The following is a 15802-nucleotide window of genomic DNA, read 5'->3' as shown; positions in this document are numbered from 1 at the left end:
GGACCGGTCCTTTCGTTACAACTTTTTCAAAAAAAATTTAAAGAAACTCATTTTCAAAGAATTATCCATATGTCCCCCCGGATTAAACATTATCTTCGGTCAGAATTTTTACCGTCGTCAACATGAAATACCTGCTGTTCGTATTGTTATTTGTTAGCCATATTACCGCCAACGCCCAACAGTTACCACTTTCCACCGTTACCAGTATGGCCCGAAAGCTCGGGCAGCTACAGCTTTTGACGCCTGCCGGCCAGGAAGAGCTGATCCGGTTTGCCGGTGGTCAACCACTCCAACTGTATCAGGGACTCGATAAAACTCACCTGCCCACCCAGGCCATCTTTGTAGCGGAAGCCGACTTCCTGGACATCATCCCCGGACAAACCCGGATAACCATGACCACACTGGATTCCCTCGCGGCGATCCGTAAGTACCCCTGGTCAGGGCATGACAACCAGTTTGCCGAAGCCCGTTTCCTCGACGGTCAGTTTCCCACCCGCCACGACCTTTTCGACTTTCTGCATCACTCGGCCGATTACTGCCGGTTTAATTACGACAGCAACGATTCCCTCTCCATCCGCATCCATAGCTGGTTTGGCCCTGCTATAGCGCCCTTCTTCGCTGACAGCACCCTCGAATTTGCTGTCAATGATCAAACAGATACGCCAGCTGCCCAGCAGGAAAGGGTGACCACATATGCCCCTTACCTGTGTTGGGTCAACCTTTTCCGCCAGGCAGGTTTCCTCCCTGAAACAGATTCGGTGATCAACGCTTATTATCACAACGGGAAAAATATCTATGGCTCCGTCAGCCATACGAATGCCCTGCAGGAACTGGGAAAATATATCACTTACCTCGATAAATACCCCTATCTGAAACAACAGCAGCTATTGCGCCTCGATAGCCTGCAACAAACAGGACTGACAGACGAAGCCGGGAAACAACAGATCATCGCCCGCTACCGGCCATATACCCTGCTGTCTTCCGATGATATTCTTTCTGCCTGTAAGTCCGCCGTACCGCTTTATACCGCCACAGACATACATCCGTATGACCTGGTACCGGTGAACAACTACGGAGAAATACCCGTAGCCTCTATCAAGGCTGTATATCAGCGGGTAACGGACAAAATATCACAAAGGATTTTCCCCTTAACGGCAACGGATATACGGGTACAGAAAGCCGCTCCCAATGCCGATGGCCTGTATCCTTACCAGGAACAACTGGCGCTCAGCCGGTCAGCCAAAATACTGTCAGCCACCCTGCAGCTCAATGGGCAACTGTACAAGGAAACGATCGATGAAAAAGAGTTTGAATCATGGGTACGGCCGGAGAACCTGCAATTCCTCAATCACTATCTGGAAGACCAACACGACCAGCGGCGTTTCTATTTTATACAACCCAACCGCTTTACCCGCTACGAGCCGCTACAGCCCGATACGGTCTTTCTCACACTGCTCACCGAAGCACAGGCGGAGCTGTTACAGTCACCCTACCTCTTTGACCGCATAGAAGGTTGTTACAACGGCAGCCCCGGCGATTATGATTATGCTGTATATCCCTATCAGTATTTTGATACCGGTACACGCCTGAATAAACAGCAGATCGATTCCTTCGTGACCCTAGGCAGAAAACAGCTGCTATTCCCACAGCAGGACACGGCTCTGTTGCAGGCTGCCATCCGGGAACAAAATCCTACCGGCTACCAGGATGCCCTGTCCTTCTCCCCTGCCTGTTTTAGCAGCGCAGCCGATCTGCAAAGCCTTGCCAGTCACACGCAGGAAGCATTACAGCGGCTCCATGCCCACCGTTTTCTTTTTTCCGCCACCCGCCAGCCTGAAAATGTTGATGCCCTGAAGGTCATCAATGATGCCTTAGGCAAACAGGGATTGCCTTTCCGTCTTTACCTGCTGGGAGGCGACGGAGAATCGTATACGGATCAACGTTATATATTACTGAAACCTGCCGCGGCTGCGGCATTGAAAACATTTTCGCCCGGCATCTTCGCCGGAGCGGGTAGTGGCCGTTAACCGGCCACTACCTCCTTCCGGGGTTGTATAAGGTGATTGATACCGTTGTTGATCATTTTTTCCAGCAGCACATAGCCGCCGTTGGGTTGTTCGTGAGCAAACAGCCGTTCCGCTTTGGTGATCGGTGATGCCCAGTAGAGGTTAACAGGATCATTGTAGATCACGGGCATTTCGATAGCGGGACCGGTGTACAGCGCCGCAGACAGCACCATGCTTTCGTAAGGGGCCGGCAGTTCGCTGAAACTGATGGTATGACCTTCTCCGAGCCAGGTGATCTGCTTCCAGGGGCGGTCTGCCAGACCGGACACCATGCCGGCGAAGCTCATGATCGTTTTCTCATCGAAGTCTTTTTTGCTAACAGCCAGCGCCAGCTCCATGCGACGGAACCCGGGCGCCTTTTCGTTGTACAGGATTTCCACCCACGGCATCGGCCGGATGCTTACACCCAGCGTCACGAAATACACCACGTCATCTTTCTCAAAACGGGCCATGCCTATAGGAGGCCATTGACCGCCGTCTATGGCGTAATATTTTACGGTCGGGCCGAGTACCGCTTCGTAGGCATCGAGGTACTGCTGTTGCAGGATACTCCATGTCTGGCTGGTTTCATCGGACCAGTCGTCCCAGAAAGCAGTGGCTTCCGCCACTTTTTTATGCAGCTGATTGGTATCAGGGGTTCCCAGCGGGAACATGAGACTGTCCTCACCGCCGCTGGTGCAGTCGGCCGCATAGCCCACACTACGTTCCTGTGTATACAGCGTCCAGCCGGGGATGACGGCCATCAGTTCACCGTCGTAGATCAGGGAGGCGCCATCACCTTCCTCCATCCATACGATGCGGATCAATTCAGGGTCTAACGGAGCTTTACCTTCCGGGTGACTACAATAACGGGCTTCCAACATGGGAGCCAGCCCTTCTTCCATCGCCTTCACATCTTTTTTCTCCGGTGCGGGCTTCAGGTTGCGCAACCAGCAGGGACGCGGAGAATATTTGTTGGTCATCAGCTCAGAGGGATACAGGTAAAAATAAGCTACTCTGTCATCCTGCTCTACCACCGCATACATGGTATTGCGGCTGTTAGTTTCTTCTATCAGCATAACCGGATCTGACATAACATCATTTTTTATAGTAATACAGAATTCTCCAAAAATAATGTATTCATCGCTAGTACTAGTAATCCAGATCAAAATCAATTATTTTGTTTAACATAAATCATCAACCATGAAGTTTTCCACGTTTCTGCTGACAGCGCTGCTGCTGGGCTATTTCCAGCTGATGGCCAAAGAAAGGCAATGCTACCAGATAAAGATCTACCATTTGAAAACAGCTGCCCAGGAAGCCAGAGTAGACAGTTTTCTGCAAACGGCTTACCTGCCGGCCCTGCATCGTGCAGGTATCAGCACCGTGGGCGTTTTTAAACCTGTGGCAGTAGATACCGCGGATATACGCATTTATGTGCTGGTACCTTTCCGGAATATGGACCAGCTGTTACAGCTGGACAGGAAGCTATCTGCTGACAAGGCTTTCCGGGAATCCGGCCGGTCTTATCTGGAAGCTGCCTGGAACGATATTCCCTATAACCGGCTGGAATCTATCCTGCTGCAGGCATTCCCCGATGCGCCTGTAATGACCATGCCTGCGCTGTCTGCCCCCAAAACCGAACGGATATACGAATTGCGCAGCTATGAAAGCCCTACCGAACAGTATCATGTCAACAAAGTGCAGATGTTCAACGACGGTGATGAGATCGGCATCTTCCGGAAGCTGGGCTTCAACGCGGTATTTTACGGTTCCGTGCTTTCCGGCAGCCGTATGCCCAACCTCATGTATATGACCACGTTCAACAACAAAGCCGACCGTGACGCTCACTGGAAATCATTTTCCGCTGATCCTGACTGGAAAAAATTACAGGCCATGCCGGTTTATGCACATAACGTGTCCAAATCAGAAATCACATTTTTACGTCCCACAGATTACTCTGATATATAAAGATGTTCATCGTTTTTTGTCTTTCTAAAAAATAAATAAAATATTTTCAACGCGTTTGTTATCGTATAGACAACACCGAAAGACAAGCCGCAAACGCTTTACCCGTAAGGCAAAGCGCCGATAGTCAATTTTCTTTTTTTTTATTGACATCAACATTTCCTGAGCGTTAACAACGAAAAAATTTTGTGTTAAATTTTGTAGTTTGATTTTATTGCCTACATTTGCATCCTCATTGCGAGGTAGAGCAGAGGTAGCTCGTCGGGCTCATAACCCGAAGGTCAGTGGTTCGAATCCGCTCCTCGCTACAAAGAAAATCCCGGGTAACGCCCGGGATTTTTATTTTTGGTGACCCAATCGTCTTTCTCCTCAACATACCTTCCGGTATCAGAAATAAATAGTATTATTATATTGTAAAATATATCAACGGAGATATCCTTATCACCATAACGTTCATCCTTTTTATTAACAACAATTAATCCATGAAACAAAAACCATCAATGGCATTTATCGCCACATCCTGGGTAGCTTTGCTCGCCGGTGTTGTGGGATACCTTATCGGGCTGTGGAACGCCAACATGCAACTGAATGAAAAAGGTTATTATTTCACCGTATTGATGTATGCGCTTTTTGCGGCGGTGTCAGTACAGAAATGCGTACGTGACAGGCTGGAAAACATTCCCGTAACCGATATGTATTACGGTATCAGCTGGGTATCCATGCTGATAGCCATACTGCTGCTGATCGTCGGTTTGTGGAATGCCACGCTCCTCCCCAGCGAAAAAGGATTCTATGCTTTCGCTTTCCTGCTGAGTATTTTCGGTGCTATTGCGGTACAGAAAAATACCCGTGACAGCCAGGCTGCTGCGAAAGAGGCCATCAGAAACAACGATCTGCAATAGACGTATCAAACAAGCTGAAATAAGAAAAGCAAAGAACAATGCGTTCTTTGCTTTTCTGTTTATAGTAGATAGATAGTAACCATTACAACGCATACGCGTTCACATTCCCCGAAAAGTCTGCCACATACAACATTCCATTGTACACCGCCATATCGGCGAATACGGGCGCTCCTGCTGCAATACGTCGCAGCATCTTCCCGGAAGCGAGGTCCAATACATATACAAATCCATCGGAAGCTCCTACCAGCAGGCGATTACCGGCCAGCAGCGGCGTAGATTCTATGGTAGCGGAAGAGGGCGAAGTATAGGGAGCGGTGTAGAACAGCGCTTCACCCGGTGTAAACTGCCAAACCAGTGCTTTGGTATTTTTATCAAAGGCCATCATTCCGCCGGAAGCGGTACAGGTAATGATATACTGTGATGTTACCAGCGGCGCCGTCATGGTTTTCAGTTCCGCCGTCACCGGGATACTGTCGATAGTCTTTCCGGTAGCGGGTTCCAGCACATGCAATTTATTGATGCCATGTACATACAGCTTGTCATCGAAGAAGGCAGGTGTACCACTGCGGAAACGAAGGCCCTCATCGCTGCGTTTCCATTGTACACGACCGGTGGCCGCATCATGCGCATACAGGTGGTCCCAGTTGGAGCCGGTGATCAGCTGACCATTGCGCAGGGCCATGGAGGCGGGTGTACCTTCGCCGCCGGTCCAGTCGCGGTTGGTCCATTTCACCTGACCGCTGCGAATATCCAATGCCTGTAGGTTGTTGCCGGCACCGGTGTAATAAACGCCGTCCTGCGCCACCCCACCGGAATTATAACCAGGCAGGGATTGCTGATTGCCCTGGTGCTTCCAGCGTAATTTCCCGGTAGCCGCTTCCAACGCGTAGGTAACGCCTTCTGCGTCAGTAGCCAGCACTATTCCCCCGCTGTAGCTTATACTGTGTTTGATGGAGTTACCAGTAGGGAATTGCCACAACAGGCGACCGGTATTGGCATCCAGCGCAGTGATATGACAATGATGATTGCCTTCGTCGTCGATAGTGCCCACAAATATTTTGCCTTCGGCACATATGGGAGATGACTTCCAGATGTTACCACCGATGTTGGCTGTCCATTTCAAAGGCAGCGTTCCTGCAGCTGAAAGACGGGTAACGCCCGTGCGTTGGGCATTCTGCAATGCTTCCGGCCATTCGGCGGTTTTAGCGGTTGGAAGCGCTGTTTGGGTCAACCGGAAAGTATCGCGGGTAAAGAGGATACGGCCGGTGCCGAGGGTGGCTTCTACCGTTGCCGTATATACGTCATTTTTCACGACAGCCGGTACAGCGGCAGTAGCACGCCAGTTCCAGTCTGTGTACTGTTGCAGTGGCAACTCTTTCAACAGGTTCCCTTTTTTGTCGAACATGCGGAAACGCACCGTTTTCACTGGTGATGCGGTATGATAGGCGTTTACGCTGACCACCATCTTATCCTGATCAAAAGCGGTGCCGTTGATCGTTGGAGATACCAGGGTGAGTTGGTTTTCCACATAGGTATAACGGCGCTGCACCAACGAAATACCGTTTTTATCGATATCCACCACATCGAAATTGGAGGCGGCGTTATCAATACCGCCATCGGGCGGAGGTGCGGCGCAGAGCGACCGGATACCAGTATTGCCGTGTATACGGGCAAAATTGATATGCCAGTGGCCATAGATCCAGGCTTTCAGGTTATGCTCATTCAGGTTGATGCTGTCATTGCCGGTCCGCAGGGTAAACAGCGTGTCATAGGTCAGCAGGTCGTGATTGAAAACGATCACCGGTTTGGCAGGATCAGTATTGGCGAGGTCATTCTTCAACCACTTCACCACATCTTCCAGTGTGTAGGAAGGCTGGTAATCGCCATAACGCATAGGTGTTACAATAAAGTGCGCCGGACCAGCTTCAAAGGAATAAAACACCGGGCCGAAGAGAGATTCATACAAGGCTTCACCATAAGCGCCTTTCACCAGGTCGTGGTTACCGATGCAATAATATACCGGCAGGCCCATGGCGCGGCTATTGACATGCTGCGCATGAAAAGCCATGCCTTTCTCGTAACAGATGTCGCCGGTATGAATCATGAAGTCTACCCCTTCGTTGCGGGCATATTCTTTGGCTTCGGTCATCCAGTTGTTGAACTGCGTTGTTTCCGTATCGGCCAGCCTTACAAATTTGGCTTTACCGGTAGCAGCCTTGCTGCGGGCTTGCAGCCCGAAGTCATAGGCAGTACGGCTGCTGTCTGTATGAATATAAAACGCCTGGGTTGTTTGATAACCGGCGGGCGTGGTGATAAACACGAAACGTGCGCGGACATGCCCTGGCAGCTGAAAGCGGCCATCTTTGCCGGTAATGGTCACAGAGAGGCCGTCAGACACGCGTACACCAGGCATGCCGGTTTCGGCAGCATCCTGTTTGCCGTTGGCATTGCCATCGAGAAACACGGTCCCCGTAAAACGTTGTGCCATGGCTGTATGCAGGGTGCAGCAGGATAGGAAAGCAAACAAAATCTTTTTCATCGTCAATGTTTATATAAAAAAATACGAATTACAGATGGCGAACCGCGGATACCTGTCAATATGAAACAATAAGGCTTGACAGGCGTTTCCGCAAAATTCGCTATCTGTAATTCGTTTTTTACGGTCTGTTATTACCAGCCCATGATCTGCTGCAACTTGCTGTTCAGTACCAGCTGCTGTTTAGGGATCGGGCGATAATAAAACTTAGGTTCTGTAAAGGTACGTCCGGCGCGGTCTGCGGCAAAAAGGATATGACCACTATTGCCATTCTCCAGGTAGAAGTTATTCAGACCACCGTTTTTATCTGTCAGATAAAAACGGCTCAGGCGCGCTCTTACATCAGCAGGCAGGCCCGCGATGGAAGAAGTATCAGTTGTATTAGGCAGGATAGCGATATCGGCCACACCATCTCCGGTCATATCGATACCACCCATTCCGGCAACGTACATACCTGCCGGCGCTTCTTTGAGGCGGGTACCGGCAGCCCAGCGGTTGATATCATTCAACCGCTGACCTTCGCAAGCCATTTCCACTCTCCGCTCACGGCGGATTTCGAGGATAACGCCTTTGTTGGCGCTGGTCACGTTATACTGATTGCTCATTACCTGATCAGGGTTACCATTGGCGGCCACCAGGCTCAGGTCAGGCATCTGCACACGGCGGCGCAGCAGGTTCACAGAGTTGTCCAGGTCTGCCTGTGACAGGTCCAGCAACTCAGCTTTTGCTTCGGCATAGTTCAACAGTACTTCCGCATAACGGTATACTGGCAGCGCGGTGTAATTGGCATCCCATCCCTGGCGTTGTTTAGGATCGCGGGGATAGAATTTCAGCTGATCATATCCACCGAGGTTAGGTTTGGCGATATATGGGTTGTTGTCCTGTGTGGTGCTGAATCCAGGATACGCCACTGTTTCCGCCAAACGGGGGTCACGGTTTTTAAAGGTAGTGGTATAGTCCATTTTATCATAACCCGGCTGAGAAGTGAACGGCGTACCGTCTTTCATCAGGTAGCTGTATACCAGGCTTTGGCTGAGTGACCATGTCCAGCCCAATACGCTGTGGGTATTATTGCCTTTACCGAGGCTCTGTGGATAATCACGCCATTGGATGGCTTCTTTGTTTCCTGCCAGTGTAATACTAACAAACATAGCACGGTAATCAGCGCCGCCTTTACCGGTATTGTAGATATCATAACGGGCGCTGGCCATGATCTGCTCGGAAGCCCATACCGCTTTTTTCAACCATACATCCGCGGTAGCCTGCAATTTCAGTTCAGGATGATAACGACGGAAAGTACCTTCGAACAGGCAGTAGCGGGACATCAGCGCCAGTGCAGCGTATTTGTTCACCAGCGTACCATTGTCTTTAGTATCTGCTTTGATATTATCCACCGCAAACTGCAAGTCGGCCAGTACAGAATCGGCTACGTTGGCACGGGGGTCGCTCCCTTTGTACATACCAGGATCGATATCGTTCATCACATGGCCGTAAAAAGGCACATCGGAATAACGGGCGATCATGCCTGCATAAAAGCGGGCACGGAAATAACGCGCCACCCCGGTATAGTGCTTAATCTCTACCGCATCGCCCTGTGTTTTGTACACATTGTCCAGCAGATAGTTGATATTACGCAGCTGGTTCCAGGTATCCCAGCCACCTACTGTGGTTGCGTCCAGCGTACCGTGTATCAGTTTATCGATCTCGCTGCCGGTATTGCCGGAAACGTTATCTGAGTTGTTATCTTCATAAGGAGCAGACAGGTTATCGTCATACAAACCATTCACGTAAGTCTGCAGGTCACCCGGTGTTTTAAAGTAGGCATCCGGCGTAATCTCCGTCTGTGGCATCCTTTGCAGGAAATCCTTACTACAGGAAACCGCCGCACAACCCAATATGATGAATGGTATAATAAGCCTCTTGTTTTTCATGTTGCACTTTTTTGCTTTAATTAAAAGTTCAGGTTCAATCCGCACGAATAAGTTTTCTGATAAGGATATACCGACCCATCCAGGCCTTCCGGATCAATGTTGGCTTTCAGGTGGGAGATGGTGAAGATGTTTTCTGCCGCTACGTAGATGCGTAACCGGTTGATCTTCGCTCTCTCGGTGAGTGATTTCGGCAGGGTGTAACCCAGCGTCACGTTCTTCAGACGAGTGTAAGCTGCGTTCTGCAGGTATCTTGTCTGAGGTGCACCCAGCTCGGTAGCATCTTCTGCGATATAGGATTTCAGGCGAGGGAAATAACCATTGGGTGTTTCCGGTGTCCATCTGTCCATGTTATGCACCTGTACGTTAGTCCACGGTTGTGCGTAGACGCCCCAGAAATAGTGGTTGCCCGCACCAGGGTACCAGTCTCTTTTACCGATGCCCTGTATCAGCGCACGGATATCGAAACCTTTATAGGAAGCCGTCAGGTCAATGCTGTATGGCAAACGGGGAGCGCTGTTACCGATGATCCTGCGGTCACCCGGGTTGGAAACGGTATTGTCGCCATAGTCGATCACGCCGTCGCCATTGAGGTCTTTGAACTTCAGGTCACCTACGTAAAACAGGTACTGCTGGTCATCAGAACCTACTTTAGCCTGATTAGGGTGCGACTTCAGCTCTTCTGCGTTCTGGAAGAAACCTTCTGTTTCGAGGCCCCAGATATCGCCGATTTCCTGTCCGTTATAATAGTTTCTCTTTTTAATGTCGCCGTTGTCGTAGTTGGCGAGGGTACCGGTAGGGTTAGTGTAACGGGTAATGAAAGACCGGCTGTCAGCCACGAGGAGTTTCACACCATAGCTGAAATCATCTTTACCAATTTTAAACTGATCTCTCCAGAACAGGGTCATCTCCCATCCTCTTGTTTTCAGGTCAGCAGAGTTGGTTTTTGGAGGGGTTGCACCAAAAACAGCAGGCAATTCCTGGCTTTTAGCGAACATACCGTTGGTAAAGCGGGTATAACGGTCATAGCTAAACGTTAATTTTTCTTTCAGCAGGGTGATGTCGATACCACCATTGAGGGTCTTAACCGTCTGCCAGCTGTAGGTAGCGGTAACAGGTGACGGAGAAAACACACCGATAGGAATTTGTCCGTTCAGTACGGAGTTGATGTTATTGGTTGACATTGTCTCCATATAACCGTAGGCATCCCACTGCTGATCACCGAGTGAGCCGTAAGAACCACGGAGTTTCAGCATGTCGATACCCAGACGGTCTTTAATGCCACGGAAGAAATTTTCTTTAGACACTACCCACGCGAGTGAACCGGAAGGGAAAAAGCCCCAGCGGTGGTCGGTACGGAAGCGGGAAGAACCGTCGTTACGACCATTTACTTCCACAATGTATTTATCGTCGAAGATATAATTCAGGCGATAGTAGATACCTCTTACAGCCCAATCTTCAATCTGCTGTTTTTGGGTGATATTACCGGTAGCCAGCTGTGAAGTAGGATATTGAGAGCTGATCAGGTCTAGTTTTTTAACCTGGAACTGGTTGTAGTAATGATATTCCTGGTTAAAACCAGCCAGCGCGCCCACATAGTGCTTTTTGTTGAAGGTCTTGTGGAAGTCGGTATAAATGTTATAAACATTATACTTCACATCCGTGCTGAGATTGGAGGCAGATGATTTGTTACCGTTGGTGTAGGCGAACGGCTGATCAGGACCGGTGCGGTAAGCTACCGGCAGCACATAGGTATTACCGGTCTGGTTGCCTCTGCGGAAAGTTGCATCACCTTTCAGGGTCCACATATCTTTGATGATGCCCACTTCCGCATTGAGCGTGGTCATAAAGTCGCCCCAGGTGTCATTGGAACGGCCACCGCTTTGCAGGTTACCCAGCAGGGCTGCACCGTCGGAAGTCCAGGTACCGTCCGGGTTACGGGGCACGCTGAGAGCGGGCGTACGGTTGGAATTGTGGAAAAACAGGTAATCCATGGTGCTGGACGGCTGTGCGTACGTCGTGTTGCTGTACATGGTGTTGCTACCTATTTTGATGCGGTCATTAAAAGTATAGGAGGCTTTGGCGCGCAGGTTATAGCGGTTGTATTTGTCCGGGTTGTAGCGCAGCATACCATCCTGTGAATAATAATCAGCAGAGAAATAGTAGTTCAGTTTCTCATCACCGCGGGAGATGCTGACGTTGGCATTATAGGCCGGAGCAGATTTCTGGTATACCTCATGCAGCCAGTCGGTAGTACCGTAGTAGCTCCACTTGTTTTTATCGGTCGGGTTGACAATAACGTTAGGCAGGGATGGATCGTCTTTCAGTCTCTGTGCATAAGCCCTTTCAGCAGCGGGATACAGGTCGTACAGCGGCGTAGCGGCATCGTGTTTGTATTCCATGGTAGTCAGCGGATCGGTCACAATTTTAGGCACCAGTCCGAGGGTACGCACGGCATAGTTGGTATTGGCATTTACGATAAGGCGGCCGTCTTTACCGGATTTGGTAGTGATGAGCACTACACCGAAAGCGGCACGGGCGCCATAGATAGCGGCGGAAGCGGCGTCTTTCAGGACGGTCACGCTTTCCACGTCGGCAGGGTTCAGGCGGGACACTTCTTCATTGGTGAAAGGAATGTTGTCTACGAGAATGAACGGATCACCACCGTTGATGGAGGTCATACCGCGGATATTGAACTTGGAAGCGGATGACACACGGCCGTTGTCGTTGGTGATATTCAGGTTAGGCAACAGGCCTTGTAAACCGTTGTTGATATTGGCGATGGGACGGCTCTCCAGTTCCTTGCCGGAAATGGCGTCTACCGCGCCGCTGAGGTTGATTCTTTTTTGTTTGCCGTAACCTACCACCACCACTTCATTCAGGCCGCTGGAATTGGCTTTCAGGGAGATATTAAAGGTGGCAGCCTCTTTAACAGTCATCTGTTTGGGCTCGTAGCCTACATAGGAGAATTCGATAATGGCATTTTCGGGGACTTCCATCTTAAACCGGCCGTCGACATCGGTTTTAGCACCAGTGGTGGTGCCTTTTACCAGCACGGTCACCCCGATCAACGGATTGCCGGCTTCGTCGGTGATGCGTCCTTTGATGGGAACGTTCTGTACCGTTTCACCGGCTTCCAGGATCACGATCAGATTATCTTTCATGATCTTGTATCCCAGGGAGGTGCCTGCCAGCGCCTTGTCCAGGATGTCCCGCACGGGAGCATCTTTCATGGCAATAGAGATCTTCCGGTCAGGGATGCTGGCATTTTTATACACGAAAGTGTAGTCGCTTTTCTGCCCGATCACGTTCAGGAGCTTTCCAATGTTAATATTGTTATAATTAACAGTGAGCCGCTCCTGGGAAAAACCATGTGCGCTAAGCTGTAAAAACCCTGCACAGAGCAATACGGAGGTTAGTTTCATACGCATTAACAGTTTCCTCATATTCCGCCGGGGAATATCAGAAGGCCACCAAAAGCTTTTTTTCATAAATTTGTTTCGTTAGGTTAAATAATTAGCCATTACCGGATTCTCTCGAATCGGTTTAGATTGTTTAGCCAGCATTGTAAAAGGGGAATGTTGCCGCATTTCCCTTTTTGCTGTCCGCAAAAAAAATTTTTATTGAATAGTTATGCCATAGTTGTCTGCCGCACCCGGCATTTTATTCCCTGATACGTTTTTACCATATATAGATGACATTTTCTTTTGTATTCACTTCGTAGTGAAAACCGGACATCAGTTGCAGTGCCTGCAACACATCCTCAATGCCCTGCTTACGGAAAGCACCCGTAAATACTTCGTGTTTGTAACGGTCATTTTTAAACCGCAGTGTTACGTTGTACCATCGCTCCAGATCGTGCGACAGCTGTTCAAATGTTACATTGTCAAAGTCGAACCGGTCATTGATCCAGGCGGTGGTTGGTTTTTCCTCGTCCGGACTGGTTACCGTGCCGGCAGTGACATTCTTTACCGGTGTAATGCTAAAGTTGGCTTTTTTACTGTCCTGTACCGGTTGGTCTTTATGATTGGCGATGACCAGTTTCTGGTCTGGCTGCAGCTGCACCACTTTCTGGCCGCTGCTGCCCTGAGGAAAACTCACCTCCACCTTGCCGCTGAGCAGCGTGGTTTCTACAGTGGCATCCTCCGTATAGGCTTTTACGTTAAATACGGTCCCTAATACGCGGATATTGACAGGCCCTGTCCGGATAATAAACGGATGTGCCGGATCATGTTTTACATCGAAATAGGCTTCTCCGGTAAGCCCTACTTCCCTTTCCCCATTGAGGAAACGGGTAGCATCATATTGCAGGCGGCTACAGGCATTGAGTACTACGGTGGTACCATCAGGCAGTACCACACTGGTTTTGGAGCCGGTTTTGGTAACTACCTCATTACGAAAAGCCTGCCTGTCGGGCGATGCAGGCCACAATGCCCACACGCTCAGCAACACCGCCACCATAGCGGCCATACCAGCGATCATTTTCCACGGGGCCATCCTCCTGACAACAGGCGTGTCCTGTGATTGCTGTAGGAACAGGTTCATGCGGTCCAGTCCTTCGCTGGCCAACCGGCTCTCTTCTTCCGGCGTGAATCCGTTGGCCGGGTTCACCGCATGTATATCTTCCACAATGGTAAAGGCATATTGTAATTCCGGAAACTGCATCAGCAATATCTCCAGTTCTTTCAATTCCTCCATGGTGGCCTCGCCGGATATCTTCCTGGCCATCAAAGTATTTATCCGGTTACGCTCGATCATTTATTTTTAAATCCGTGTTTTCACAATAAGGTCGAAAAGAAAATCAAAAACCCCCAAAAGCGTTTTAACATTTTTTTGAGGTTACCCAGATAATTTTTTTAATAATATATTTGTAGGCTTTAACCTGTCCCTTATGGAAAACAAACTGTATAAGTACATCTTACTGCTGGAAGCATTACTGGTAACGGCTATTTTCGGTATCCCCCGGCTGGCGCAAAACTTTGGCAACGCAACGCTGGAAGCAGCAGGACTGCAGGTTGCTTCCCGCCATCAAATGCTTTCCCTCCCATTCGGATTGCTGTATGAGCTGGACGGATTGCCCAACATGATCTCCCATGACTATCAGCAGAGCACTGTAATAGATACATTTGTTTCTCCGATAGTATGGCTGCTGACCAGTTGTTTATGGGTTGGTGTCTTATACGGTGTTATCCGCCTGTTACGCAGGAAAACAGATATAGCCTCTCCTGGCGGGAGTTTCTGGAAAAAAGTTTTTCTGTCGAACCTGTTGATATCACTGGTGGCCTTTGCTTTTATTTTTATCCTTAGGACAAGTGACATCAGGTCTATTGCTAATTCGGACGTTGATATTTATACCGGGACTTGTTTATTCTGCTGGGCTGCCATGATCGGCGCATTCCTGCTGGGCGCCAGCTGGTTGCTGATAGAGAAGTTATGGCAGCGTAATCGTGTCATCAGCATTGCATTGAGCGGAGTGGTGCTCACCGGCATGCTGGCAGTGATTTTTATCGTTTATGACCTGGTACATTACAAACCCTATAGCATGTCTGATGAAGTGTCGCCTGAAGTGGCCCAGGCGGCGGCCGATCTCACGACATCTATTAATGAAGAAGTGGCAGCCGAGGCCATCGCCAGTACCGGGGATGCTCCTGCCGAAGCAGTAGCCAGCGCTGAGCCGGAAGAGTGGAAAGGGCCCGAGCCAGCGGGAGACAGCATCAGGGCAGCGCTTCAATTCATCTGCTATGATCAGCTGGAACTGGGTAAAAACAATCCGGCGCCGACGGACCTGATACTGAACTGGGGCATGGGTATCCGGACGCTTTTCGCACAAAAGGACCGGGCCACCATAGCTGACGCCGTGAAGATATTTAATACCACCTCCCTGGCGCCTGTCATCGAAATATTCGACTTCACAGGCCGCGACGGCCAGCGCCTGAAAGCATGTTTCGATCACTTCGGCCCCTATCTTCGCCAGGTACTACCCACGGTCGTATATCAGCGTTCACCGGCTGGTCGTTATATTGATAACCTCATCGCTACCTACGAATATCTGCAGGACATTCCTCACTATCGCGAGTCGCTTAAAACACTGTATGACAAAATGAACGTTCCGTTGGATGGCACTGAACCACAAGCGGAAGCATATATAAAAGATATCGCCTTTGCGGCAGGACTGGAGAAATATGACAACGCCATCGCCAAAGGTGACCGGCAGGGCAAACGCCTTGCGGTATGGCTCGTATCTTTCTGGGCACGTCGTTACCAGGAAGGAAACGCGGACGAAGTGCATTATATTCTTCGCCATATCGCCGACTTATATGGCGGCGCAGGATAATACGAGCTTATATACCATCACCTTCCGCCAAAAAAATACCATCGACAAAAAAAATTACCGGATAAATTATTTTGTTAACTTTAGCGTAA

The 15802-nt window shown here is 49.7% G+C and carries 9 protein-coding genes and 1 tRNA gene; 5 read left to right on the top strand and 5 right to left on the bottom strand.

Translation table 11 applies throughout. The features are described from left to right. Positions 1–122 precede the first annotated feature (122 nt). Positions 123–2027 (top strand): hypothetical protein, encoded by a 1905-nt coding sequence (locus HHL17_RS29140; RefSeq protein WP_169228382.1) that lies wholly within the window; start codon positions 123–125, stop codon positions 2025–2027. On the opposite strand, the gene HHL17_RS29135 is transcribed toward HHL17_RS29140, so the two are convergent. Beyond that, positions 2024–3139 carry a suppressor of fused domain protein gene (locus HHL17_RS29135; protein WP_169228381.1) on the bottom strand — a complete coding sequence of 372 codons (1116 nt, stop codon included), beginning with the start codon at positions 3137–3139 and terminating at the stop codon, positions 2024–2026. The two genes, HHL17_RS29140 and HHL17_RS29135, sit on opposite strands and share 4 nt — an antisense overlap. Before the next feature lie 109 nt (positions 3140–3248). Here HHL17_RS29135 and HHL17_RS29130 point away from each other — a divergent pair, with 109 nt between their 5' ends. From HHL17_RS29130 to yiaA, 3 genes are all read left to right on the top strand, one after another. After that, positions 3249–4016, top strand: a complete 768-nt coding sequence (locus tag HHL17_RS29130; RefSeq protein ID WP_169228380.1) for an NIPSNAP family protein — start codon at positions 3249–3251, stop codon at positions 4014–4016. Between the two features lie 233 nt (positions 4017–4249). Continuing rightward, positions 4250–4321 (top strand) — tRNA-Met (locus tag HHL17_RS29125). Positions 4322–4495: 174 nt separating this feature from the next. Further along, positions 4496–4915 carry an inner membrane protein YiaA gene (gene yiaA / locus HHL17_RS29120; RefSeq protein ID WP_169228379.1) on the top strand — a complete coding sequence of 140 codons (420 nt, stop codon included), beginning with the start codon at positions 4496–4498 and terminating at the stop codon, positions 4913–4915. Positions 4916–4997: 82 nt separating this feature from the next. On the opposite strand, the gene HHL17_RS29115 is transcribed toward yiaA, so the two are convergent. From HHL17_RS29115 to HHL17_RS29100, 4 genes are all read right to left on the bottom strand, one after another. Next, entirely contained in the window at positions 4998–7454 is a 2457-nt protein-coding gene (locus HHL17_RS29115; protein ID WP_169228378.1) for an outer membrane protein assembly factor BamB family protein, read from the bottom strand. Positions 7455–7585: 131 nt separating this feature from the next. Further along, the gene (locus HHL17_RS29110; protein ID WP_169228377.1) at positions 7586–9382 is read right to left on the bottom strand and encodes a RagB/SusD family nutrient uptake outer membrane protein; all 1797 of its coding nucleotides are present in this window, start codon (positions 9380–9382) and stop codon (positions 7586–7588) included. A 20-nt stretch (positions 9383–9402) separates the two neighbouring features. After that, positions 9403–12804, bottom strand: a complete 3402-nt coding sequence (locus HHL17_RS29105) for a SusC/RagA family TonB-linked outer membrane protein (protein ID WP_206156217.1) — start codon at positions 12802–12804, stop codon at positions 9403–9405. Positions 12805–13060: 256 nt separating this feature from the next. Beyond that, positions 13061–14107 carry a FecR family protein gene (locus HHL17_RS29100; protein WP_169228376.1) on the bottom strand — a complete coding sequence of 349 codons (1047 nt, stop codon included), beginning with the start codon at positions 14105–14107 and terminating at the stop codon, positions 13061–13063. A gap of 163 nt (positions 14108–14270) precedes the next feature. Between HHL17_RS29100 and HHL17_RS29095 the strand changes: the two genes are divergently transcribed. Continuing rightward, entirely contained in the window at positions 14271–15713 is a 1443-nt protein-coding gene (locus HHL17_RS29095) for a hypothetical protein (RefSeq protein ID WP_169228375.1), read from the top strand. Positions 15714–15802 lie beyond the last annotated feature (89 nt).

This window comes from Chitinophaga fulva, assembly GCF_012927205.1.
In the GTDB taxonomy this organism is placed as follows: Bacteria; Bacteroidota; Bacteroidia; order Chitinophagales; family Chitinophagaceae; genus Chitinophaga; species Chitinophaga fulva.
Note: the sequence above shows the minus strand (reverse complement) of the source record. Positions and strands in the feature narration are given on the sequence as shown.